The organism is Pseudomonas sp. ATCC 13867, from assembly GCF_000349845.1.
Lineage (GTDB): Bacteria > Pseudomonadota > Gammaproteobacteria > Pseudomonadales > Pseudomonadaceae > Pseudomonas.
The window spans coordinates 1-23,203 of record NC_020829.1; the positions used below are offsets into that span (position 1 = coordinate 1).

The 23,203-nt window shown below is 57.9% G+C and carries 13 protein-coding genes and 1 pseudogene; 4 read left to right on the top strand and 10 right to left on the bottom strand.

Annotation, left to right across the window (positions count from 1 at the left end):
- The 4 genes and pseudogenes from dnaA (at nucleotide 1) to gyrB (ending at nucleotide 6,202) form a co-directional block, all read left to right on the top strand.
- A complete protein-coding gene (gene dnaA, locus H681_RS00005; RefSeq protein ID WP_015474771.1) occupies nucleotides 1-1,533 on the top strand; it encodes a chromosomal replication initiator protein DnaA in 1,533 nt (510 codons plus the stop codon).
- Between the two features lie 29 nt (nucleotides 1,534-1,562).
- Nucleotides 1,563-2,669, top strand: coding sequence for a DNA polymerase III subunit beta (dnaN, locus tag H681_RS00010; protein WP_015474772.1), 1,107 nt, complete (start codon nucleotides 1,563-1,565; stop codon nucleotides 2,667-2,669).
- A gap of 9 nt (nucleotides 2,670-2,678) precedes the next feature.
- A pseudogene (gene recF / locus H681_RS00015) lies at nucleotides 2,679-3,781 on the top strand (DNA replication/repair protein RecF).
- Between the two features lie 3 nt (nucleotides 3,782-3,784).
- A complete protein-coding gene (gyrB, locus tag H681_RS00020) occupies nucleotides 3,785-6,202 on the top strand; it encodes a DNA topoisomerase (ATP-hydrolyzing) subunit B (protein ID WP_015474774.1) in 2,418 nt (805 codons plus the stop codon).
- A gap of 363 nt (nucleotides 6,203-6,565) precedes the next feature.
- On the opposite strand, the gene H681_RS00025 is transcribed toward gyrB, so the two are convergent.
- The 10 genes from H681_RS00025 to H681_RS00065 all read right to left on the bottom strand — a co-directional run bounded on the left by H681_RS00025 (nucleotide 6,566) and on the right by H681_RS00065 (nucleotide 23,139).
- Complete coding sequence (locus tag H681_RS00025) at nucleotides 6,566-7,153, bottom strand: hypothetical protein (RefSeq protein WP_015474775.1); 588 nt, start codon at nucleotides 7,151-7,153, stop codon at nucleotides 6,566-6,568.
- Nucleotides 7,146-10,580 (bottom strand): type I restriction endonuclease subunit R, encoded by a 3,435-nt coding sequence (locus tag H681_RS00030; RefSeq protein WP_015474776.1) that lies wholly within the window; start codon nucleotides 10,578-10,580, stop codon nucleotides 7,146-7,148. Before H681_RS00030 ends, H681_RS00025 begins: the two co-directional genes overlap by 8 nt.
- Nucleotides 10,567-11,904: a restriction endonuclease subunit S gene (locus tag H681_RS00035; protein ID WP_236620502.1), complete on the bottom strand. Its 1,338-nt coding sequence runs from the start codon at nucleotides 11,902-11,904 to the stop codon at nucleotides 10,567-10,569. The genes H681_RS00030 and H681_RS00035 overlap by 14 nt, the downstream gene beginning before the upstream one ends.
- Nucleotides 11,905-11,945: 41 nt before the next feature.
- Complete coding sequence (locus H681_RS00040) at nucleotides 11,946-14,330, bottom strand: type I restriction-modification system subunit M (protein WP_015474778.1); 2,385 nt, start codon at nucleotides 14,328-14,330, stop codon at nucleotides 11,946-11,948.
- Between the two features lie 95 nt (nucleotides 14,331-14,425).
- Complete coding sequence (locus H681_RS00045) at nucleotides 14,426-16,216, bottom strand: DUF262 domain-containing protein (protein ID WP_015474779.1); 1,791 nt, start codon at nucleotides 16,214-16,216, stop codon at nucleotides 14,426-14,428.
- A 71-nt stretch (nucleotides 16,217-16,287) separates the two neighbouring features.
- The gene (locus tag H681_RS00050) at nucleotides 16,288-18,714 is read right to left on the bottom strand and encodes a DEAD/DEAH box helicase (RefSeq protein WP_086009582.1); all 2,427 of its coding nucleotides are present in this window, start codon (nucleotides 18,712-18,714) and stop codon (nucleotides 16,288-16,290) included.
- Nucleotides 18,715-19,151: 437 nt separating this feature from the next.
- A complete protein-coding gene (locus tag H681_RS26800) occupies nucleotides 19,152-21,299 on the bottom strand; it encodes a hypothetical protein (protein WP_080636189.1) in 2,148 nt (715 codons plus the stop codon).
- A gap of 149 nt (nucleotides 21,300-21,448) precedes the next feature.
- Entirely contained in the window at nucleotides 21,449-21,571 is a 123-nt protein-coding gene (locus H681_RS27020; RefSeq protein ID WP_269078273.1) for a hypothetical protein, read from the bottom strand.
- Between the two features lie 163 nt (nucleotides 21,572-21,734).
- Nucleotides 21,735-22,751: a J domain-containing protein gene (locus tag H681_RS00060; RefSeq protein WP_015474782.1), complete on the bottom strand. Its 1,017-nt coding sequence runs from the start codon at nucleotides 22,749-22,751 to the stop codon at nucleotides 21,735-21,737.
- A 112-nt stretch (nucleotides 22,752-22,863) separates the two neighbouring features.
- Entirely contained in the window at nucleotides 22,864-23,139 is a 276-nt protein-coding gene (locus H681_RS00065; protein ID WP_157883287.1) for a DUF6804 family protein, read from the bottom strand.
- Between the last annotated feature and the right edge of the window lie 64 nt (nucleotides 23,140-23,203).

Genomic DNA, 23,203 nt, shown 5'->3' on the forward strand with positions numbered 1-23,203 from the left:
GTGTCCGTGGAACTTTGGCAGCAGTGCGTGGAGCTTCTGCGCGACGAGCTGCCGTCCCAGCAATTCAATACCTGGATCCGACCTCTGCAGGTCGAGGCTGAGGGTGAGGAGCTGCGCGTGTACGCACCCAATCGTTTCGTACTCGATTGGGTCAACGAGAAGTACATGGGGCGCATGCTCGAGCTGCTCAGTGAGCGTGGCAACGGCCAGATCCCTGCCCTGTCGCTGCTGATCGGCAGCCGCCGCAGCCGTACTCCGCGCCCGGCGCTGGTTCCGCAGAGCCATGTCAGCGTGCAGCCGACTCCCGCGCCCACCGTAGTGGTTGCGCCGCCCCCTGTCGTGCCGGTGGCGGTTGCTCCGGTGATTCCGGAGCCGCAGCCGGTGCAGGTCGTTGCCCAGCCGCTGCCTGACCTGGACGAATCCAGCCCGGGAATCGATCCACTGGCGGCCGCGATGCCGGCGACGTCGGTGCGTACCGAGCGCAACGTGCAGGTAGAAGGTGCGCTCAAGCACACCAGTTACCTCAACCGCACCTTCACCTTCGAGAACTTCGTCGAAGGTAAATCCAACCAGCTGGCCCGAGCGGCGGCCTGGCAGGTGGCGGACAATCTCAAGCACGGCTACAACCCGCTGTTCCTTTATGGTGGCGTCGGCCTGGGCAAGACCCACCTGATGCACGCTGTGGGTAACCATCTGCTGAAGAAGAACCCCAATGCCAAGGTCGTGTACCTGCATTCGGAGCGTTTCGTCGCGGACATGGTGAAAGCGCTGCAACTGAACGCCATCAACGAATTCAAGCGTTTCTACCGTTCGGTGGACGCGCTGCTGATCGACGATATCCAGTTCTTTGCCCGCAAGGAGCGTTCCCAGGAAGAGTTCTTCCACACCTTCAACGCCCTTCTCGAAGGCGGCCAGCAGGTCATCCTGACCAGCGACCGCTATCCGAAGGAGATCGAAGGCCTGGAAGAGCGCCTGAAGTCGCGCTTTGGTTGGGGCCTGACCGTGGCCGTGGAGCCGCCGGAACTGGAAACCCGTGTGGCGATCCTGATGAAGAAGGCCGAACAGGCCAAGGTCGAGCTGCCGCACGACGCTGCATTCTTCATCGCCCAGCGCATTCGCTCCAACGTGCGCGAGCTGGAAGGTGCGCTCAAGCGTGTGATCGCCCATTCCCACTTCATGGGGCGGCCGATCACCATCGAGCTGATCCGCGAGTCGCTGAAGGACCTGCTGGCACTGCAGGACAAACTGGTCAGCATCGACAACATCCAGCGTACCGTCGCCGAGTACTACAAGATCAAGATCGCCGACCTGCTGTCCAAGCGCCGTTCGCGCTCGGTGGCGCGTCCGCGTCAGGTTGCTATGGCACTCTCCAAGGAACTGACCAACCACAGCCTGCCGGAGATCGGCGTGGCCTTCGGCGGTCGGGATCACACCACGGTGCTGCACGCCTGTCGTAAGATCGCTCAACTCAAGGAATCCGACGCGGATATCCGCGAGGACTACAAGAACCTGCTGCGTACTCTGACCACCTGACGCAGCCTCACGAGGCAAGGGACTAGACCATGCATTTCACTATTCAACGCGAAGCTCTGTTGAAACCCCTGCAACTGGTCGCTGGCGTTGTCGAGCGCCGCCAGACGCTGCCGGTTCTTTCCAACGTCCTGCTGGTCGTCGAAGGCCAGCAACTGTCGCTGACCGGTACCGACCTGGAAGTCGAACTGGTTGGCCGCGTCGCTCTGGAGGAGGCCGCCGAACCAGGCGAGATCACCGTTCCCGCGCGCAAGCTGATGGACATCTGCAAAAGCCTGCCCAGCGATGCGTTGATCGATATCCGCGTCGACGAGCAGAAACTGGTGGTGAAGGCCGGCCGCAGCCGTTTCACTCTCTCCACCTTGCCGGCGAACGACTTTCCCACCGTGGAAGAAGGTCCGGGTTCGCTGACCTTCAGCCTGGTGCAGAGCAAGCTGCGCCGTCTGATCGACCGCACCAGCTTCGCGATGGCGCAGCAGGACGTGCGTTACTACCTCAATGGCATGTTGCTGGAAGTGGGTGGCGGCACCCTGCGCGCAGTCGCTACCGACGGTCACCGCCTGGCCATGTGCTCCTTGAGTAACGCGGTGCCGGAAGCGCAGGACCGCCACCAGGTGATCGTGCCGCGCAAGGGCATCCTGGAACTGGCTCGTCTGCTCACCGAGCAGGACGGCGAAGTGTCCATCGTTCTTGGTCAGCACCACATCCGTGCGACCACCGGTGAGTTCACCTTTACTTCCAAGCTGGTAGACGGCAAGTTCCCCGACTACGAACGCGTACTGCCCAAGGGCGGCGACAAGCTGGTGCTCGGTGATCGCCAGGTACTGCGCGAAGCCTTCAGCCGCACCGCCATCCTGTCGAACGAGAAGTACCGTGGTATCCGTCTGCAACTCTCCAACGGCCTCCTGAAAATCCAGGCGAACAACCCGGAGCAGGAAGAAGCGGAAGAAGAAGTGCAGGTCGACTACAACGGCGGCAGCCTGGAAATCGGCTTCAACGTCAGCTACCTGCTGGACGTCCTGGGTGTCATGGGTACCGAGCAGGTGCGCATGATCCTCTCCGACTCCAATAGCAGTGCGCTGGTGCAGGAAGCGGACAACGACGATTCCGCCTACGTCGTCATGCCGATGCGCCTCTGACGCGTATCGATGTCCCTTACCCGCCTTTCGGTCACCGCGGTGCGCAACCTGCACCCGGTGACCTTCTCCCCTTCCCCCCGCATCAACATCCTCTACGGCGAAAACGGCAGCGGCAAGACCAGCGTGCTGGAAGCCATCTACCTGCTCGGTCTTGCGCGCTCCTTCCGCAGCATGCGCCTGCAACCTGTCATCCAGTACGAAGAACCGGCTTGCACGGTGTTCGGACAGGTGCGCCTGGGCAATGGCTTTGACAGCAGCCTCGGGGTTTCTCGAGATCGCCAAGGCGAGTTCCAGATTCGTATCGACGGGCAGAACGCGCGTAGCGCTGCTCAGCTGGCGGAAACCTTGCCGTTGCAGTTGATCAATCCGGACAGCTTCCGCCTGCTGGAAGGTGCGCCTAAGATTCGCCGGCAGTTCCTCGACTGGGGAGTGTTCCACGTGGAACAACGCTTCATGGTCGCCTGGCAAAGATTGCAGAAGGCCCTGCGGCAGCGGAACTCGTGGCTCCGACATGGTAAACTGGACGGTGCTTCGCAGGCTGCGTGGGACCGAGAATTATGTGCCGCGAGCGATGAGATCGACGCGTATCGAAGGTCCTATATCCAAGCTCTCAAGCCCCAGTTCGAGCGTACCCTGGCCGAGCTGATCCAGCTCGATGACCTGACGCTCAGCTATTACCGTGGGTGGGACAAGGAGCGTGACCTGAGTGAGGTGCTGTCTTCCAGCCTGCTCCGCGATCAGCAGATGGGGCACACCCAGGCAGGACCGCAACGGGCGGATCTGAGGATTCGCCTGGGGGGACACAATGCCGCGGAGATACTGTCCCGCGGCCAACAGAAACTGGTGGTCTGCGCGTTGCGGATCGCCCAGGGGCACCTGATCAACCAGGCCAAGCGCGGGCAATGCGTCTACCTGGTGGATGATCTCCCCTCCGAATTGGATGAGAAGCATCGGTTGTCTTTGTGCCGGCTTCTCGAAGATCTGGGTTGCCAGGTATTCATCACCTGCGTCGACCCGCACTTATTGAAAGACGGCTGGCAAACGGAAACGCCGGTGTCGATGTTCCACGTGGAACATGGGCGCGTCTCTCAGGACACTACCATCGGGAGTGAAGAATGAGCGAGAACACCTACGACTCTTCCAGTATCAAGGTACTGAAGGGGCTGGACGCGGTACGTAAGCGTCCGGGCATGTACATCGGTGATACCGACGACGGCACTGGCCTGCACCACATGGTCTTCGAGGTGGTGGACAACTCGATCGACGAAGCGCTGGCGGGCTATTGCAGCGAGATCAGCATCACCATTCACACCGATGAATCCATCACCGTGCGCGACAATGGTCGCGGCATCCCGGTGGATATCCACAAGGAAGAAGGGGTCTCCGCGGCCGAGGTCATCATGACCGTCCTTCACGCCGGCGGTAAGTTTGACGACAACAGCTACAAGGTCTCCGGCGGTCTGCACGGCGTGGGTGTGTCGGTGGTGAACGCCCTCTCCCACGAACTGCGCCTGACCATCCGCCGCGAAGGCAAGGTCTGGGAGCAGGTCTACCACCACGGCGTTCCGCAGTTCCCGCTGCGCCCGGTCGGCGATACCGATGGTTCGGGCACCGAGGTGCACTTCAAGCCGTCCCCGGAAACCTTCCACAACATCCACTTCAGCTGGGACATCCTGGCCAAGCGGATTCGCGAGCTGTCGTTCCTGAACTCCGGCGTCGGCATCGTCCTGCGTGATGAGCGTGCCGGCAAGGAAGAGCTGTTCAAGTACGAAGGCGGCCTGCGGGCTTTCGTCGAGTACCTGAACACCAACAAGACCGCGGTGAACCAGGTCTTCCACTTCAACTGCCAGCGCGAAGAAGACGGCGTCGGCGTGGAAGTCGCCCTGCAGTGGAACGACAGCTTCAACGAGAACATCCTCTGCTTCACTAACAACATTCCCCAGCGTGACGGTGGTACCCACCTGGCAGGCTTCCGCTCTGCTCTTACCCGTCACCTGAACAACTACATCGAGCAGGAAGGCCTGGCGAAGAAGTTCAAGATCGCTACCACCGGCGACGACGCCCGTGAAGGTCTGACCGCGATCATTTCGGTGAAGGTGCCGGATCCGAAGTTCAGCTCGCAGACCAAGGACAAGCTGGTTTCCTCGGAGGTGAAGACCGCCGTGGAACAGGAGATGGGCAAGTACTTCGCCGACTTCCTGCTGGAGAACCCGAACGAAGCCAAGGCCGTGGTCGGCAAGATGATCGACGCCGCCCGTGCCCGTGAGGCTGCGCGCAAGGCTCGCGAGATGACCCGCCGCAAAGGCGCGCTGGACATCGCCGGCCTGCCGGGCAAGCTCGCCGACTGCCAGGAGAAGGATCCCGCCCTCTCCGAACTGTACATCGTGGAAGGTGACTCCGCGGGCGGTTCTGCGAAGCAGGGTCGTAACCGCAAGACCCAGGCGATCCTGCCGCTCAAGGGCAAGATCCTCAACGTCGAGAAGGCTCGCTTCGACAAGATGCTGTCCTCCCAGGAGGTCGGCACGCTGATCACCGCGCTGGGCTGCGGTATCGGTCGCGAGGAGTACAACATCGACAAGCTGCGTTACCACAACATCATCATCATGACCGATGCCGACGTCGACGGTTCGCACATCCGTACCCTGCTGCTGACCTTTTTCTTCCGTCAGTTGCCGGAGCTGGTCGAGCGCGGCTACATCTACATCGCCCAGCCGCCGCTGTACAAGGTGAAGCGCGGCAAGCAGGAGCAGTACATCAAGGACGACGTGGCCATGGAGGAGTACATGACCCAGTCGGCCCTCGAGGACGCCAGCGTGCACGTCAACGAAAGCGCTCCGGGCCTGTCCGGCGAAGCGCTGGAGAAGCTGGTCAACGAGTACCGTGGCGTCATGCGTACCCTCTCCCGCCTGTCTCGTCTGTATCCGCAGGACCTGACCGAGCACTTCGTCTACCTGCCGCGTATCGAGGTCGAGCAGTTGGGTGAGCAGGCCGCCATGCAGGGCTGGCTGGACCAATACCAGGCGCGCCTGAAGGCCTCCGAGAAGTCCGGCCTGGTCTACAAGGTCAGCCTGCGTGAGGATCGCGAGCGCCACCTGTGGCTGCCGGAAGTCGAGATGGTTGCCCACGGTCTGTCGAGCTACGTCACCTTCAACCGCGACTTCTTCGCCAGCAACGATTACCGCGCGGTAACCGAGCTGGGCGCCAAGCTGAACAGCCTGATGGAAGAAGGCGCCTACGTGCAGAAAGGCGAGCGCAAGAAGATCGTCTCGAGCTTCAAGGAAGCCCTGGACTGGCTGATGGCCGAAGGCACCAAGCGTCACAGCATCCAGCGATACAAGGGGCTGGGCGAGATGAACCCGGACCAGCTATGGGAAACCACGATGGACCCGAACGTGCGCCGCATGCTGAAGGTAACCATCGAGGACGCCATCGCCGCCGACCAGCTGTTCAACACCCTGATGGGCGATGCCGTGGAGCCACGCCGCGACTTCATCGAAAGCAACGCCCTGGCGGTGTCCAACCTGGACATCTGAGCCAGTGTAGGTGGGCAAAGTTATTTGCCTTTTCGGCCAGAGTTAAGCGTATCGGCCAAAGTTAGTGGCTAGAAGAAAAAGAAAACCCCAGGAGGCCATGTGCCTTCTGGGGTTTTCTTTAGATAGGTTGAGCTAGGTGAATCTTTTGGAGATGAAGAAAGCGGAGTGCGTTCGGCATTGCTCTAATCAGTTGGCATCCTCATCCTGTAGCCCGCCCCACCCCCACCACCAATAGGTGCTGGTACGGAGTCAGCGCCCCTAACCCCAGCGATTGCAGTGATCTTGTCTGGCTCGTCAGGAAGCCAATCAAGGCTCAGAAAACAGCAGCCTTCCAGCCCCATTCGTTTCTATCCTGGCTCTAAATCATCGATGAAGATTCACATTAATGTGAACAACTCGAATTAGCTCTTGGCTCGTATGTCGGTGGTCGCTGATATACGCCCATTTCATCCGGTGATCGCATGTCGTTCCTTGCTGATTTACAGGAAAGCCGATATCAGCCTTGGCTCGCAGCTTAACAACGATGTCGGAGATGCCAGGCTTCTGGATGTATTCGACGACATACCCACGGCTTTGTCGCCCAGTGGAGTAGCGGGAAACCAGCTGTTGGATAGCCTGTACATGTTTAGCTGACCCTGCATAGATCTTTGCTTCGGCCAGACGTCGTTCAGAGGATTGAATGCTCTCAGATTTAATCGTCAGGTCAACGCGACCGTTGCTGTACCCCTCACGCACTACAGAAAGGCCCGGCATGCTCAAAGCAGCCGCCAAGAATGCGGACAGTTTTTCCTCTTTATCTGCCGTCAAGTGGTGTGCCTCAGCTTCCATACGCTGAATACATTCCTCGAAATGACGATCCAAAAAATCATCAAACTCATGCTCCGTCTTTGCTTGAAACAGCGTTCGCAAAGCAGGAAACCAGTTGAACAATGTTTTCAGGCTGTCAGCCATGCATATTTCCTCTAGCATCTCTAAGAGCCCATTGGATTGACAGGCGCTCTGCCCAATCACCTTCCCCTTGGTGTGCGGATGCCATGCGCCGCACCTCATCAAAATCCATCGGTAGGCGGGAGGTAGATGAGTCTAAATTAAGAAACTCGCGACGAAAAATACCTACGTCGTTGGCAGACAGCACGTTCAAGAGAGGGAACAAGATGTTGCTGACTGACAGCCCACTGAACTTCTCTATTTCCACCAGATCAGAAAGACTCAAGTTTTCACAACTACTATCTAAGCGCTCAAAAAGGGTATCAACCGCTCTCGACCAGATGCCTGCAACACCGAACCTTTCCTGTATCACCTTTAGGGCACGCGCCCTAATCTGCCCACCGCTGCGCGCTCCATCGGCATTTTGGGATTGATAAGTCACATCAAACACCATGTCCGTCAGCCAGCGTTTGAAGTTCGGGTTGTCGCTGAATTGCTTGAATAACTCAGTGTGGTCAGACAGCAGCTCCAGCACGACGCGATTGAGCGCTTTGTTGTGTTCCAACCTGGCGTTTTGCTTATCGGAGTTCGCCTGTGCATTCCTGTAGGCCTTGTCCTGGGCTACGCGCGCGGGAATCTCTTCGGTGATGACCTTGCGGATTTTGTCCTCGTCCTTCCAATCGATGTTGCCGAACAAATCGTTGAAGGTCTTGATGATGTTCGACAGCCTGTCGATTTCGGGCTCGCCGTTGCCGCCACCACCGCTCGGTGGAACGGGATCAAACGTTGCATCGGTATCGTCCATCGCCATCTTGAGAGCCGCTTGGGCTTCTACGCGATAGCTGTCCATGTCGACCGATTCCAGTACGCCTTTGGAGAGATCCTCCTCCTTGGGTGCGGGCAACTTCGGAATGAGAAAGTTTAGGAAGATCGACAGCTTCTCCCACGACGGATGGCCGTAGCTCAGGATTGCGGCAAGGAAGCCGTAACTACGCACAAATGCCTTGGCTTTGCCCTTGAATTTCACCTGCCCGTCTTCGTCTAGGTTCTCCTGGTACTCCCCCACGCAAGCGTCAAGAATTGGGTCGAGCTTGTCCCGATCTGCGCCGCCAAGGTAAAGCGCGACCAAGTCCTCAACCTGCTGCCAGCTATACACCTGCTGCCCGTCGAGCTCGGCTTTCAGGTCGTGCAGCTTGTTGGCATCGGTTTCTCCTATCTGAATCGTGGCACGGTAGTAATCCTGGAATGCCGCCTTTACTGCCTCAGCGTTGTCCGCGAAGTCGAGCACGAAGGTGTCATGCTTTTGCGGATGGGCTCTGTTGAGGCGCGACAGGGTCTGCACTGCCAGCACGCCTGCCAATGGCTTGTCCACGTACATCGTGTGCAGTAGGGGCTCATCAAAGCCAGTGACGAACTTGTTTGCGACAATCAGAAAGCGATACGGGTCTTGCTTGAGATTGACCGGGATGTCCTTGCTCGGGAAACCGTTGAGGTCTGCCTCGGTCTTCTTCTCGCCGCCGATATCGAAGTCACCTGAGTACGCCACGATGGCCTTGTACGGGCTCTTGATCTGGGTGAGGTAGTCGGACACCTCGCGGTAATAGTCGATGGCACGTGCGATGCCGTTGCACACAATCATGGCCCGCGCCTTGCCGCCAATTTTGTGCTTGCCCGCTACCTGATCAATGAAGTGATCGACCATGATCTCGGCCTTGCAGCGGATGGCCTTGTCGTGCGATTCGACGTAATGACGGATCTTCTTAAGTGCCTTCGCCTTGTCGAATTCGGGATCGTCTTCGACGGTCTTGGCGACTTGGTAGAAGCTATCGTAGCTGGTGTAGTTCTCCACCACGTCCAGGATGAACTTCTCCTGGATGGCCTGCTTGGTTGTGTAGGTCAGTTCTTCGGGCGAGCGGAATTCCACCTTGTCACCAACGAGAGTCTTCTCGCCGAACAACTCCAGCGTCTTGTTCTTGGGCGTGGCAGTGAACGCGAAGTAGCTGGCGTTGGCCAGCAACTTCCGCGAGGCGATGCGCTTCTCGATTTCTGTGTTGACCGCATCCTGCGTGCTGTCCTCCTCAAACTCCTCTTCGGCAACCTTTCCGCCGAGGGCTTCGTGCATCCGTGCCGTGGTTTTGCCGCCCTGGCTGGAGTGCGCCTCGTCGATCAACAGTGCGAAGTTTTTGCCGGAGAGGTCACCCAACTCATCAAGGATGAACGGGAATTTCTGCACCGTGGTGACGATGATCTTCTTGCCCCGGCGCAAGTACTCGCGCAGTTCCTGCGCGTTGTCGGAGTGGCCGAAGATCGCCGCCACGTGGTCGTAGCCCTTGATGGTGCGGGCGATCTGCGTGTCCAACGCGCGCCGGTCGGTGATGACGATGATGGAGTCGTACTGCACCGTCATCGGGTCATCCTTGCGGCGTAGCTCCACCAGCTGGTGCGCTAGCCAGGCAATGGTGTTGCTCTTGCCGCTACCTGCCGAATGCTGGATCAGATAACGCTTACTCACCCCGTCTCTGTGGGCGCGGCGCAGCAGGGCACGCACCGTGCGCAACTGATGGAAGCGCGGGAAGATTTGCTTGCGCTTCTTGCGTTTCTTGCCGCTAGCATCCGCTTCTTCCTCTTCCACCACCTGCGCGTAGCTCTCGATGATGTTGGCCAGCGACTCGCGGGTCAGCACCTGCTTCCACAGGTAATCGGTCTTTAGACCATCCGGGTTGGGCGGGTTGCCTGCGCCGCTGTTCCAGCCCTGGTTGAACGGTAGGAACCACGAGGCCTTGCCCTTCAGCTCGGTGCAGAACGCGGCCTCCGCGTCATCCACTGCGATATGCGCAACGCAACGCCCCAATTGGAACAGCAGCTCCTGCGGGCTGCGGGTGGTCTGGTACTGGACGATGGCGTCGGCCAAGGTCTGCTTGGTCAGCGAGTTCTTCAATTCGAAGGTCAGCACCGGCAGGCCGTTGATGAAGATCGCCAAGTCCAGTTCGTTGCTGGAATCGTTGCTGTAGCGTAGTTGCCGGGTGACGCTGAAGATGTTCTTGCTAAAGGCATCCGTTGCAGCGGTATTGCCCGGTGTGGGAAGCAGCTTGTAGAGATCGACGTGTACCGGCCCGTGGCTCACGCCCTTGCGCAGTACGTCCACGACACCGCGCTTGGTGATCTCGCCTTGCAGCCGGTGCAGGAACTGGGTGCGCTTGATGCCCTCCGCAGCCAGTTCCAGTGTGTCCACCGCCTTGGGCTGTGTGGCTTGCAAGAAGGCCAACAACAGCACCACATCCAGCGCTACGTCGCGATTGTAGTCGGTTGGCTTGCCCTGCACGTAGCCGTTGTGGGTGGCGGCGAAGTCCCTGGGGGCCAGCTCATGGCTGTACTCGGGCTGCGGTACGCCGGTCAGGCCGCGTACCACACGCGCCTCGAACCAGCGCTCGCTGGTGTCAGTCTTCGCCATCACCATCCTCCTCTTCAGTCACATCCTCTTGGTCATCGCCCAGCGCGGCCAACGCCGTGTCGTCCACTACGTCCTCCGGACTGGGTTGCCAGCCCCGCACGTCCACTTGGCCCGTGACCACATCGCCAATCAGGCGGTCGCGGAATTCGCGGATCAGTTTGATTTCATCTTCGGCGCGGGCGATGGCTTCGTCCAAGTCCTTCGTTTCACGCAATATGTGCGACAGAATCGCTTCCTGTTCATCTTGACGTGGAATGGGGAGCCGTACATTGCCGATGAAAGTCCAATCGGCACGTGGCATCTTCGCGCCCGCCGTGGAGCTGTTAATCAGGTCAATGACGCGCTTGCAGCGCAGTAGCTGCTCGAGATAAGCAGGAAGGACTAGTTCCTTGCGCGCCCGCAGCACGAGAAACTCGCTCACGCATACGCCAGCACGGTGCGCCCGCGTTACCTTCGCCAAGTAGGGACGGAGTTTTCCGAACAGAACGTCGCCGGCGATAAACCGTTTCACCGTGCTAGCAAATTCGACTTCGCCCTCAAGCGGCCGCGCCACGCCAGTCCAACTTTGAACGTGCTCCAGTGCCAGATAAATTTCCTCGTTGGCTTTGGTTGTGGTCTGGTTCGTAGTGTTACTGGCGAGGAACTTCAATCGGCGAAGCTCCCAATGCTCCGGTACCTCACCCAGCCATTCGATGCCAGAAGGCTTGAGCGCGACAGCAGCATCGAGACCGCGTGTAACGGCGTGGTCGATGATGCGCAGCTTCTGTTCGGTGAGCAGCTTGATGAGATCGCGCTTGGTCTTAATTAATCGGGCGGTGTGTGCGTCCTGCGCGCGTAAGTAGGCAACGATCTGGTCTTGCTCAGGGCGAGGCGGCTGGATCAGTTGAATGTCGAGAAATTGATTCGGGTAAAGGCGCAGACGCGAAGCGCGGATACCGGTCGAGCGGCCGATGTATTCGGCCGCGTAGGCACGGGTGCGCAACAGGTAATCGAGATACGCCGGGTTGAAGCTGTCGGCCTGGTGCGGGCGGTACACGCCATAGGCGGGACTGACGATGCCCACGTGCCTGCTCGCACCAAGCGCTGCCATCCAAGCCCATAGCGTGTTGATGACGATATCGCCGGGGCGGCACAGTTTGGAGCCTATGTAGCTCGCTGCCTTGAACATCGTCACGTTCTTCTGGCTGCGCGGGGTCACTCCTGTGAGGTGCGACACCGACAGCAATTCTTCCTGCCCGGTCTTCGAGCGCTCATCCACCTCGCGGAAGAAGGTTTTGGCGCGTTGCTCATTCCAGTGCTCCGGTACGGAGAGCAACCAACGCATCTTCGGCTTCCGATACTTCGGGTATGCGCTCGCTGCACCCATCACACCCCCCCCACAATCTTGTGCAGCAAACCTTCGCTCTGCTGCTCCAGCGCGAGTATGTCAGCGCGGATTTCCGCCAGAGTGCGCAGTGGCGTGGGCTTGTAGAAGTAGCGGGCGAACGAAATTTCATAGCCGATCTGGGTTTTGTCCGTGGCGATCCAGGCATCTGGTGTATGCGGCCGCACTTCGCGGGCAAAGAAGGCGTCGATACCGCCTGGCTCTTTTAACGGCACCTGCTCGGTGTCGCGCAGATCCGCGTCGGATTCATATTCCACGACTTCGCGGTGGTTGTGTTCATCTAACAGATAACGACCATCGTAATTCCCCACAAAGGGGTCAGAGGCTTTGAGTTTTGTGCGTTTTGCAATAACGGGCGGAGCCGTTTCGTCTCGCCAGCTGACAGCCTTGTAGATGGCCTTCTTCTCTGACGCGCTGAGCTTGTCGCCCTGCGCTTTGAGTGCAGCATCGAAGCAGGTGCGGAACTCATTGTGGTCGTCGAACACGGCGCTGCCCAGCGCCTTCCGAGCCCGTTGCGCCACCTCCAGCAACCGCTTGTCACGCTGCCAAGTCGATGCGTCGAGCAGTTTCTTGCGGCGCTTGGCGGGCACAGCCTTGCGGGTTGCGGGGGTCTCACTGTCATCGTCGCTGTCGCCGTCTTCACTGTCCTCGTCTTCGTTCTCATCCTCACCTTTTAGCCAGGCCTCGATGGCCGTTTTGCGCTTGGCGAACTCGCTGTAGAGCGCTTCGCCGTGGGTGGCGTAGATCTCGGCGCGCAGTGCCTCGTCGCTGGAGGCAAAACGCAGGGGCTCAATGCGTTCGTCGGAGAGTTGGCTTTTCAGGCGTAGCGGGCGCTCGACGGTGATCTTCCAGTAGCCGAAGTCCTGGGTATCGAACCATTTGGACTGGGCGGTTTCCTGTGCTTCACCGAGGTAGAGATCGAGGATGCAGGCAACGTCAGAATCACTCAGTTCGCAGTTCTTCTTGCCGAGGTTACGGCGCAGCGGCTGAAACCACTGCGATGCATCTATTAACTGCACTTTGCCACGGCGCGCTTGGGCCTTCTTGTTGGCCAGCACCCATATATAGGTGGCAATGCCGGTGTTGTAGAAGATGTTGAGCGGTAGGGCGATGATGGCCTCCAGCCAGTCGTTCTCTAGTACCCAGCGGCGTATGTTGCTCTCACCTTGGCCTGCGTCGCCGGTAAACAGCGCCGAGCCGTTATGCACCAGCGCGATGCGGCTGCCCAGCGGCGTGTTGTGCTTCATCTTTTGCAGCTTGTTCACCAGGAACATGAGCTGCCCGTCGCTGGAGCGGGTGATGAGCTTGAACTCGGACTCGCCCGCGTGGCTGACGATAAAGCGAGGATCGTTGAATTCCTTCTTGCCGCCCATGCGCTCCAGATCGGTTTTCCAACTCTTGCCATAGGGAGGGTTGGAGATCATGAAATCGAACTCGCGGCTGCGGAACTGATCGGCGGACAGGGTCGATTTGTCTGCACCGCCAACTATGTTCTCGGCCTCTGCGCCCTCGCCTTTCAGGAGCAAGTCGGCCTTGCAGATGGCGTAGGTTTCGTCGCTGATCTCCTGGCCGAACAGGTGAATGGACACCTCCTTGTCGTGTTCGTCCGCCAGTTCGTGCAAGACTTCTTCGGCAACAGTCAGCATCCCGCCTGTGCCGCAGCTGCCGTCGTATAGCGAGTAGGTGCTGGATTCAATCCAGTCAGCCACGGGCAGGAACAACAGCTTAGCCATGAGTTGAACCACGTCGCGTGGCGTGAAGTGTTCGCCCGCCTCTTCGTTGTTTTCTTCGTTGAAGCGGCGGATCAGCTCCTCGAACACGGTGCCCATGCCGTGGTTGTCCAGCGCAGGCAGCTTGATGCGCCCGTCTGCATCCTTGACCGGCAGCGGCGCGAGATTGATCTCCGGGTCGAGGAAGTCGTCGATCAGGTAGCCGAGGACGTGGGAATCCACTAGCTTCTGAATCTGGTTGCGGAAGTTGAACTTGGTGAGGATCTCCTGCACGTTGGGCGAGAAGCCGTCTAAATATGCAATGAAGTCATCGCGCAGGCGCTGGCCTGCCGCGCTAGCCTTCAGCTTGGCTAGGGTGAATTCCGAAACGTTGTAGAACGCCTGCTTGGCAGCATCACGTAGTGCACCGTCCTGCTCTGCCACGTTGTGGGCATCAAGTAGTTTCTTGCGCTCCAGCACCGCGTCCTTAGTAGCTTCTAGCACTGCATCGAGCCGTCGCAGTACGGTGAAGGGCAGGATCACGTCGCGGTACTTGCCGCGTACATACACATCGCGCAGGCGGTCATCGGCGATGTTCCAGATGAAGTCGGAAATCCACTTGATCTGGCTTTGGTCTTGGAGCTTGGGGGAATTCATGGTGCTTAACCTTGGAATTTCTAGAATGTCTTTTGGCAATCCGCTTGCTGATGGCCTACAGAGTCGCTGTAAACCCCGGAATACGCCAGCAACCGTCAGGCAAGGGCAGCGCCGAATGCCTTGACGGTTTCCTCGCTGTCGCGACCCGAGATGCCTTTGCCGGTGGCTGCCTCGATGAGCTTCAGCAGTTCACTGCCGCGTTTGCAGATGAAGTCGTCGAAGTTATCACCACGTAGCTCTGCCACCGGAATGGCATGGCTATGTAGGAAGGTATCCAGCGTCTTGGCATCAACCTGCTTGTGCTTCTCGACACGCCCTAGATAGATGCTGGGGGCATCCCCACCGATATAGCGGTTGGTGCTGGCGGCTAGCGGAGCTTTGTTGACTACGCTGTTCCACTTCTCGCGGGGTAGTCTCTGGGCTGGGGCTTCGCACCAGGCACGGGGGAAAATGTGGTGTATGTCGATGGCGTTGTTGAAATAGGTGTTCAGATCGATCGGTGTACCGGTGATGAAGTCGCGGCTGCCATGTTTCATCAGCAACGCAGTTAGGCCCTTGTAGGCAGCGGCTTGGCGCGATTGCAGCGATAGCAGCCGATTGGGCGCAAAACTGGAGTCACGCAGAGTCCGAGGTTCATTACCCTCCTCAATCCACTGGGCCACATCCGGGACGTCCATTGCAAAGCGGGTTTCGTTGGCGCCGCCATACAGTTCACCAAAGACGCCACACCAGTACCAGCGCAAGACCTTCTGCTTCACACCATGCAGATCGATTTTGATCTGATGGTGCGTGCAAATCACTGCCAGGGGAATCAACTGGGTTGCATACGGCAGGCTGCGAATCTCAAAGATCTTCTCTTCCGCCAGGATCTCTGCAGCTTTCTTGAATCCCGCCTCGACGCTGTCTGCAAGCCGGGTGAAATCCTCTTTCTCCAGGCGCAGTACGTCGGCCCGTTTGCAGGAAACTGGACTCTTGCTCTTCAGATGGCGCTCGAAGCTGGCGAGCAATGTTACGGCCACTAGGAAGCTCGTACCATCTACGGCCTTCAGAACGCTGTGTCTGGAGGTCATCCGGGCTGCACGTTTGTCCCAGTCTTCGCGTAGATTGAATTCGCTGGCAGCAAAGGTCGCCGTCATTAGCTCAAAGACTGTCAGCGTTACTCCACCTGTGTTCACCTTCTCGAATACTTGGCAGACCGCCTCGCGCGGTGTGTCGCTGGACAACTCGATGGCTGGAACCTTGAACTGCTGGAAGCGAAGCCAGATATCCTGTTCGAAGCGCATGAGAAACATCGCTGCTTCGAGGTTATTTCCGAAGTGGTTCGCATAGCCCATTTTCCACTGCATGAAGCCCGCTGTATCAAACATCAGGGCAGCCGGGAACATGCGCAGCTGATACTGCTTAGTAGGCGTGCTGAGATCGAGATCCACATGGCGACCGAAATCGGAAGTAACCATTAGGGATTCCGGCACAGAAACCACGGCGTCTTCACGATCCTCCTGCGGATCTAGGCACTTCGTCATATCGAGGAAGTACACACGATTAATCTCTGCGCCCTTTTCCGTTCTGGTTTTGACGGGCTTACCGCTTCGTAAAGCCAGATACATAGAGGTGAGGCGCTGCTGACCATCTAGCACCAGGATCTTCGGACTAGGAGCAGGCTTGAGCTCAACGCCTTCGAAAAGGCGCGGTTTAAAAGGGACACCGCCAGCTTCAAGAAACATGACCGCGCCAATGGGGTACGAAAGAGACAAGCTCGCGATTAGGGAGCTGATGTGCCTGTCATCCCAGACCCAGCCGCGTTGAAAGTCAGGCAGCTGGGTTTCGCCTTTAGCGATTGAGTCGAGGACGTCTTTCAGGGACGGTTCAGCGGTTCTGAAGCTCATGCTTCGGGCACTTCCTTGGTGTTGATGTTTATGTGTGGTGGCCGAGTTTGTCTTTATCTGTACTTGCTTCGCTAGAACGATGTGCTGTCCTGAGTCCAGCCTGCAGCTGCCCAGTCCAAATTTTCGGGTATTAGATAGCGGTTACTGGCATCAGCAAGTCGCTGATTAACCATTTCTTCTGCAACTTTGAACAGCCACTTGGAGGCCTCTGCGGCTGGGCTAAGGCTACTGTGTACGGCAGGGCTCAGGAGCCATTGGCTGGCCTTCGCAGGGTTCAGCTTGGCTTTACCACCGTTAACCTGAATGGCAACAAACTCCTGGCGCATGCGTTTGCCCTGGGGGCCTTGCCAGCGCAGCATGGCTCCAAGCAGAGCACCCTCTCCTAGTTCTGGCGCATTGAGCATGGCAGCCAAACCGCCAAAATCGTACTCGCAGGCCTTGCCCAGTAGGTACTGCATCAGCTTGGAGTTGAGGTCGAGCATGTGGGTGTCTGGACGATTGGCCGCCAGCATGCGATCCAAGGTTACATCCATGCGCTGTGAGGCCTTCGGGGACAGCCCCATGTCGCGCATTACCTGCTCGGACAATCGGATACGCAGCAACCGCTCTTTATGGCTGCGCTCTGCGACCTCAATGCCCAATTGATCGAACATCCCAAGGACAAAGCTGTAGAGATGATCGACAGTAATTTCGAGCTCATCGCGTAGCTCACTGGGGTCGCTGGTGGCGGCATGGGCAAACAGCTCTCGTTGTTTAGCGGCAGCCGTACGTGCCTGCTTCAGCGCTTCGTCGATTCGCTCACGGGTACGGTCTATGCCGAGTTTTGTCGCCTGTTGCAGGATGTCTTCTACGTCGATCAGCTCGGCCAGCTCTCCGAGGATTTCATCCTTCAGGCCTTCGTTGAACTCATGCCGCTGAACCTCGGCAAGATCGGTCACCACGCTGTCGATTCGCTCATACATCAGGTCGACGATGTTCTGATCCAGACTGTCGGTTTGCTGGATGTTGAACACGACAACCTTCTTCTTCTGGCCATAGCGATACAGGCGGCCAATGCGCTGTACGAGGCGCATTGGGTTCCAGGGCAGGTCATAGTTGACCATGACGTGGCATTTGCTCTGAAGGTTGATGCCCTCCCCGCCTGCCTCAGTCGAAATCAGAAAGCGGCCTTGCTCCTCGAATCGCTTGATAGCCTCACGTCGCTCAGCATGTTGCATGGAGCCATTAATGAGCTCGACCTGGTCGCTACCATATTGGTCAGCCAGTGCTGCGCGGAGGTAGTTTTGAGTGGTGCGGTATTCGGTAAAGATCAGCACCTTCTCGTCGGCATTGGCGGCGTGGATCTTGCCGATGATGTCTTCGATAAACAGCTTCAGTTTGAGGTCGTTAGCCTTCAGTACTGCTGCTTCGGCAATCAGGTCTTTAAGCAGCTGCACTTCACCAGCGAAGAATTCGCGGGCATCACTGGTGAACTGTTCTTCCCATTCACCCAGATAACGTTGGTCTCTGGGTTCTTCATCCGAGAGTCCGTTGGCCTCATCGTCGAGCAGGCGCTGAAGGCGGTTGCACAACGCCCTATGAATAGCTGCTGCACTGGAGGCTGCTAGCTTGCGGTAGACGGTCATCACGAAGCCAATAGCGTTACCGGTTCGTCCCAGTGCTTCACCCGCGTCATAGCCTTTGCGCAGATAGTCCTGAAGGGTTTTATCGAATTCGATGGATTCCGTGCTGCTGGGTACCTGCAAGGCACTGGTTATTTTGCCTTGGAAGATGAAGTTCCCTTCTGCATCCGTTACATCCGCCTTGTGATTGCGGAACACCATGTCATGCAGGATTTCTGGCTTGATGTTGAGAGCCATTAGGTCGGTGCGTCGCTCGGGGCGAAGCAGTTCCAGCAGAGCGACAAACTTGTCTTGCATGCCCTGGTGAGGGGTCGCACTCAGCAACAGCATGTGTTTGGTTTGACTGCGTAGATTTTTCGCCAAGTCATAGCGTTCCGAGCTGTCCAGCTTCTGCCCGTACTGGCGACGGCTGAGTCGATGGCCTTCGTCAAATATCACCAGATCCCAGGGCTCTGCTTGGAGCAGGCTTTCCAAGTGACCTTCCTGCTTGAGTCGATCCATGGAGCCAATGACACAGTCGTGCATCTTCCATTGGCGAGATTCGTTGATGAAAAAGTCCTCACCATAGATCTCAAAGTCTTCGATCTTGAACTTGTGGTAGAGCTCTTCCTGCCATTGCTTGGTCAGGCCTGCGGGGGTAACCAGCAAGATGCGTTTGACCAGATCTCGTTGCCGCAGCGCATGCAGGAGCATGCCGGTCTCAATAGTCTTGCCGAGGCCCACATCGTCCGCGATCAACCAGTTGAAGTTGCCGGAGGCGAGGATGTGGTGCACCAAGTGAATCTGATGAGGAAGCGGTTCAATCTCTAGGTGAGAAAGAGCACCAGTGTTTTCATTCCACACCTTGATGGCATGGGCGAGCATGCGCAGTCGCATGCGTTCAGCATCGACTGCTTCGCCTTTACTGGCAGTGACAAACCGATGCTTAACGCCCTTCACCTGACGCAGGTACTGATAGGGCAGCCAATGGCGTTCTCCTCGCTCAGGAAAGTCGACTAGGACTTGCTCGCTCCCCGCTAAGGTGCGTTGCTGCATGATCACGCCCTGCCCAAGTGAGCGAACACCGCTATTTGGTGTTTCGTCGATCACGTCCATGCCATTTTGAAAGCCTGAGCGCACGGCAGATGCATCGACATAGGCCAGTTTCTTCTCCGGACTGAACCAGTGAACCTGAAGCTGATCTTCGGCTTCTTTAGCAATGGCCATTTTGACAATGCCCCGACGTTCACTCTGGCCGCTGGGTAATGTTTGGCATACCCAGCAACCGGGAACGTGGGTAAGACTAAGGGGCTTCATGGGCTAGTCCTTTATCCTTATGGCTCAATGTTTGGCGAGGGTTGGTCGCTACTTTGTGCGTGCAAGGCAGACGCGAGCGGAGCAGCTGACCACTGAGGTGGAGCGCCTTCAGAACCAACGTCAACGCTATCTTCCTCAGCTTCAATATCGCTAGGCATCTCAGCGTCTTCAGCTGGTTTCTTCGAACGCTTTTTGGGAAATATTGGAGGCGTTTCTACTACAACTGGCGGCTTGTCACTGAAGTAACAGCTGGGTTCCTCGGGGTGCTTTGTTTGGAAAACACCAAATTCCCGCAGGCGCTCGGTCTTCTCGATTTCTAGCGTGTCGCAAAGTCCCAGATCACTGTATTCCTCCGGTGGTAGCTCGCGAGGATCATGAAAATCAAATTGCTGACTGGCGGGCAGACAACCTCCGAGATTGGCGAACCTGAACCATAGGTATCGAGCAAAGGCTTTAAACGCACGGCGCAACGTGCTGTTCTCGTACCAGGAAGCAAAAAGGTTTTCGAGGAAGACCTCGATCTCTTCTACTTGGGGAAGCGACTCGAAGGAGCGCACTATCAGCAGTGCTGTCGGCCAGGACAGAACGTAGTAGGACAGGCGACTGCTGCCGGTTTTATCGAAGGCGATCCAGTAGATATCGTTTTCGGCCCAGATCACTTTGATGTGCGCAGCAAGGATCAGCTCCTCAGGAGTCAGCCCTTTTTCGATCTCTCTCTCCAATGCAATACGAGTTGCCCCCCAGCCGCTCATAACAAAAATCTGCTGAACCAAGGGTAGTGTGCTGAGTGGCCAATTGGCTTTTCCAATCAGTTCCGCAGCTTTCTGAAGTGCGCGATCTTCACGGGAAAGCTTGTCTGCCAGCCAATCATTGGATTCGGATGCTGCCGGCTCCTCATTGCCGAAGACTTCATCCGGGTCAAAGGCATAGGCAGCGTAGTCATCATCTAGATCACGGAAGTCATCCAGAGCAGAGTTGGTATCTCCGTCGAGTTCTTTGCCCAGCTCGATGATGGTCAGATCATGCAGGTTATGATCGAAGTCGAAGCCATCTTCCGGGTCTTCAAGCCCCAGACCCATTTGCACAGGACTAGGTACGTCCAGCTCAAGTTCAGCTAGTGGAAGATCATCGTCGTGCTCGTCGAGGACAGGAGAATGATCCGGGGGCGCGGGGACGTCATCAGTGTTTGCTTCTGTTGAACTTAAGGACGGAGAATTTATGACGCTTAAAGATCGCCCCGACCTCTTAATTATCCTGACGCTAGCTTGTAATTCGCCGGGCTCAGAGGTTTTTCTCGGCATGGCAAGCTTAAGAATGGACTTTTCAGTAGCTCGCGAAGTGATTGCGTCCCCACTTGCCTGTTCTTCAGTATCGCCTTCCACGGCCGGGGATATCTCAAACTCTTCAGCTGCATCGGCGAGTGGTGGTGCTTCATTGGCGGAAGGCTCAACATGATTTCCCCACCAGCCGTCCAAATTTAAAGGTGGAAACTGGGCGGCAGCTTGTTGAATGAAACTGAGAGAATTGTCGACTGCCTCCGAAGAGATCTGGTCAGTTGACGCTACTGGGCACCCCAGTGTGGCCAGCGAAGTGGATGAATCGTTGAGAAATGCAAGGTCGCTAGCCGTTGGTAGATCGACTTCCGGCTCTAGAGTTGTCTCTGTAAAGGCTTGTTGTTGGCGTTTTAACAGCAGTGCACGTTGCATTGCCTTGGCCCCTTCTAAAGGGCGGCGCTGCAGCGTGTGTACGCGGCTGAGCAGATTCAGGTAGTCAGGCTCTTCGCTTATGTCGATAGCTTCAAGCAGGAGTGATTCAGCTGCTTGCAACTTGCCTGACGCGACGAGGTGATTGACGTCTCGAAGCAGCATCTCTTTGCTCTGCTGCTTGCTTTTGATCGAAAGTGTTTGGGGGACGCGGCTCTTTTTGAAATGCAGGATTAGCTCAAGACGGCGTCGAATGTCGTCCGTTGCCTGGTGGTTTTCAAGAAACTCGCTGAGGAGTACCCGGGCTGTGGGGTGCTGCCCTTGAGTAATAAGAAGGGAGATGGCTTGAAGTAGACCCTCTGAGGAATAGCCTTTCAGGCACGAACGAATCTTCGTTTCCAACTCTTTTGGATCAGAAGCGGCGTAGCTCCACAGTTCGTCTAGCAGTGATTCCCAATCCATTTCTATGCCGGCTCCATGGCGACCACTTAGCTTGAGCTAGATCATGACGCGTGGGTGAGCTGCCCTTCCGCTCCATGACAATTGCAACCCGTGCCATTGTCACATTATCCAGACTGACTTTGTGGGAAAGGCAGAAAGCCATCATGGCATCAATTAATTTTCTGGTCAGCCAGCATAAGTATCAGGCTCGTCTTGGGCGGCACGCGAATCTCCCACGCCGCGCCGGTTTCCACCAATGCCCGCAACGTCTCCTGCTCGATGGCTCGTTTCATGGCGCCCCTGGCTGTCGCGTCCAACCAGTTCCCCGCCTTCTGGTATAGCGCAGCGTGGCGTGCCGGTAGCCGTCGCCGGCCAAGCGGTCACCGCCCCTGGTTCAGGTGTGGGGGCTATTCACCATAACGTCCTATTACGCGCAGTCCACTGCTCTGCAGTGCGCTAGAAGTCGGCCTCGCTGAGGCTTTCGACGCGCATGTTGCCGTGCAGCACCTTGTACAGGGTCAGGCTGATGTCGCTGTACTGATAGCCGGTGGCGGTGCTGAACTGCTCGACCTGCAGCAGGCTGGAGCGAAAGTTACAGCCGCTGGCGATGTCCTTGTACTTCACGTAGTACGTCCCCGGGCTGATCTGGCGCAGGGTGAACTTCTGCCCGGCGGGCACGAAGGCATGCCGCTCCAGGGTGCCGCTGCGTGAGGTGGCAGGGCCCAGTTTGATATACAGCGCGCTGTTGCCCTGGGAGTTGTCGATGCTGATTTGCGAGTAACCGGCGTTGTAGGGGATGCCAAACCCGCGCACGTAGCCCGCCGTGCGCGGCCAGGCACGACCCTTGGGATCCTGTGGCATCGGCTGACAGCGCGGTACAGGGGGCCCGGCCGGTGCCGTACGGCTGGCGGCGGGGGTTGCGGCCGGCAACAACGGACTGCCGGGCGTCGCCGATGCCGTTGTGCGCGCAGGGGCAGACGGCGGTACGTAGGCACTGTGGCGTTGACCGTACGAGTCCAGGTAGGACAGCCCGAGCACCAGGGCGAAGCCTAGCGCGCCGATCCAGCGGGCAGTGCGGAACAGATTGCCGAGCAGTGCGCCCCAGGCGAGCGGAGGCGCGCTTTGACGCTGCTGCGGTGGGGGTGGCGGGGGCGTTTTCGGCGGCGGCGGCGGAGGCGGTGGTGGCTGCGTGTGCGCGCGGCCGGCCTGGCGCTGGAACTGTTCGAACTGTGCCTGTTGAAAGGCCTGCTCTTGCTGCGCGATCCAGTCATCGTGCGAGCGCCGGCGCTGTGGGTCGGAAAGCACCTCGTACGCCTGATTGATCATGGCCATGATCCGCGCGGCCTGCGGATCACCCGGATTCTTATCCGGGTGATACTTCTGTGTCAGGCTCTTATACGCGGCGCGGATGACTTCGGCCGAGGCCGTGCGCGCCACCATCAGGTTGTCGTAGTGCGTACGCGGTTTCTGCATGTCCCTTGCCTTGAAGCGCCGCAATCGGCGCCCGGTGCATCCTGGGCGAACTCGCCGGGCCACCCTTGGTGGCGAAATGCAATTGTCGGTTGGCACGTTCGTGCTGGCAAGATCACTCGGTGGGAGGTGACGCGCGGCGCCGAATAACGCCCGCGCTACCGAGCAGCAATAGTCCTGCCGCGATATCCAGCAGCATCCACAGCTCTTTGGGGAGATGCAGTTTGGCGAGCGGATTGAAGACCAAGGCGCACAGGCCGTAGGCCCAGGGTAACCAGCGATGCTGACGTTGCGCCGCCAAGTAGGTGGCGAATATGAAAACCGCGCAGGCCAGCAGGCGCAGGACACTGTAGTAGGCGTACGGTAGGGGGAACGCGCCGGCCATCAGCATGAGACCGCACAGCAGAATCACTGGGAAAGGTATGGAGGGACTCCTGAGGGGCGAATGAACGAAA

Excerpts from the sequence above, each read along its gene's own strand:
- dnaN (WP_015474772.1), top strand. The coding sequence starts at position 1,563 with ATGCATTTCACTATTCAACGCGAAGCTCTGTTGAAACCCCTGCAACTG.
- gyrB (WP_015474774.1), top strand. The coding sequence starts at position 3,785 with ATGAGCGAGAACACCTACGACTCTTCCAGTATCAAGGTACTGAAGGGG.
- H681_RS00025 (WP_015474775.1), bottom strand. The coding sequence starts at position 7,153 with ATGGCTGACAGCCTGAAAACATTGTTCAACTGGTTTCCTGCTTTGCGA.
- H681_RS00030 (WP_015474776.1), bottom strand. The coding sequence starts at position 10,580 with ATGGCGAAGACTGACACCAGCGAGCGCTGGTTCGAGGCGCGTGTGGTA.
- H681_RS00035 (WP_236620502.1), bottom strand. The coding sequence starts at position 11,904 with ATGCGTTGGTTGCTCTCCGTACCGGAGCACTGGAATGAGCAACGCGCC.
- H681_RS00040 (WP_015474778.1), bottom strand. The coding sequence starts at position 14,330 with ATGAATTCCCCCAAGCTCCAAGACCAAAGCCAGATCAAGTGGATTTCC.
- H681_RS00045 (WP_015474779.1), bottom strand. The coding sequence starts at position 16,216 with ATGAGCTTCAGAACCGCTGAACCGTCCCTGAAAGACGTCCTCGACTCA.
- H681_RS00050 (WP_086009582.1), bottom strand. The coding sequence starts at position 18,714 with ATGCGACTGCGCATGCTCGCCCATGCCATCAAGGTGTGGAATGAAAAC.
- H681_RS26800 (WP_080636189.1), bottom strand. The coding sequence starts at position 21,299 with ATGGATTGGGAATCACTGCTAGACGAACTGTGGAGCTACGCCGCTTCT.
- H681_RS27020 (WP_269078273.1), bottom strand. The coding sequence starts at position 21,571 with ATGAAACGAGCCATCGAGCAGGAGACGTTGCGGGCATTGGTGGAAACC.
- H681_RS00060 (WP_015474782.1), bottom strand. The coding sequence starts at position 22,751 with ATGCAGAAACCGCGTACGCACTACGACAACCTGATGGTGGCGCGCACG.
- H681_RS00065 (WP_157883287.1), bottom strand. The coding sequence starts at position 23,139 with ATGCTGATGGCCGGCGCGTTCCCCCTACCGTACGCCTACTACAGTGTC.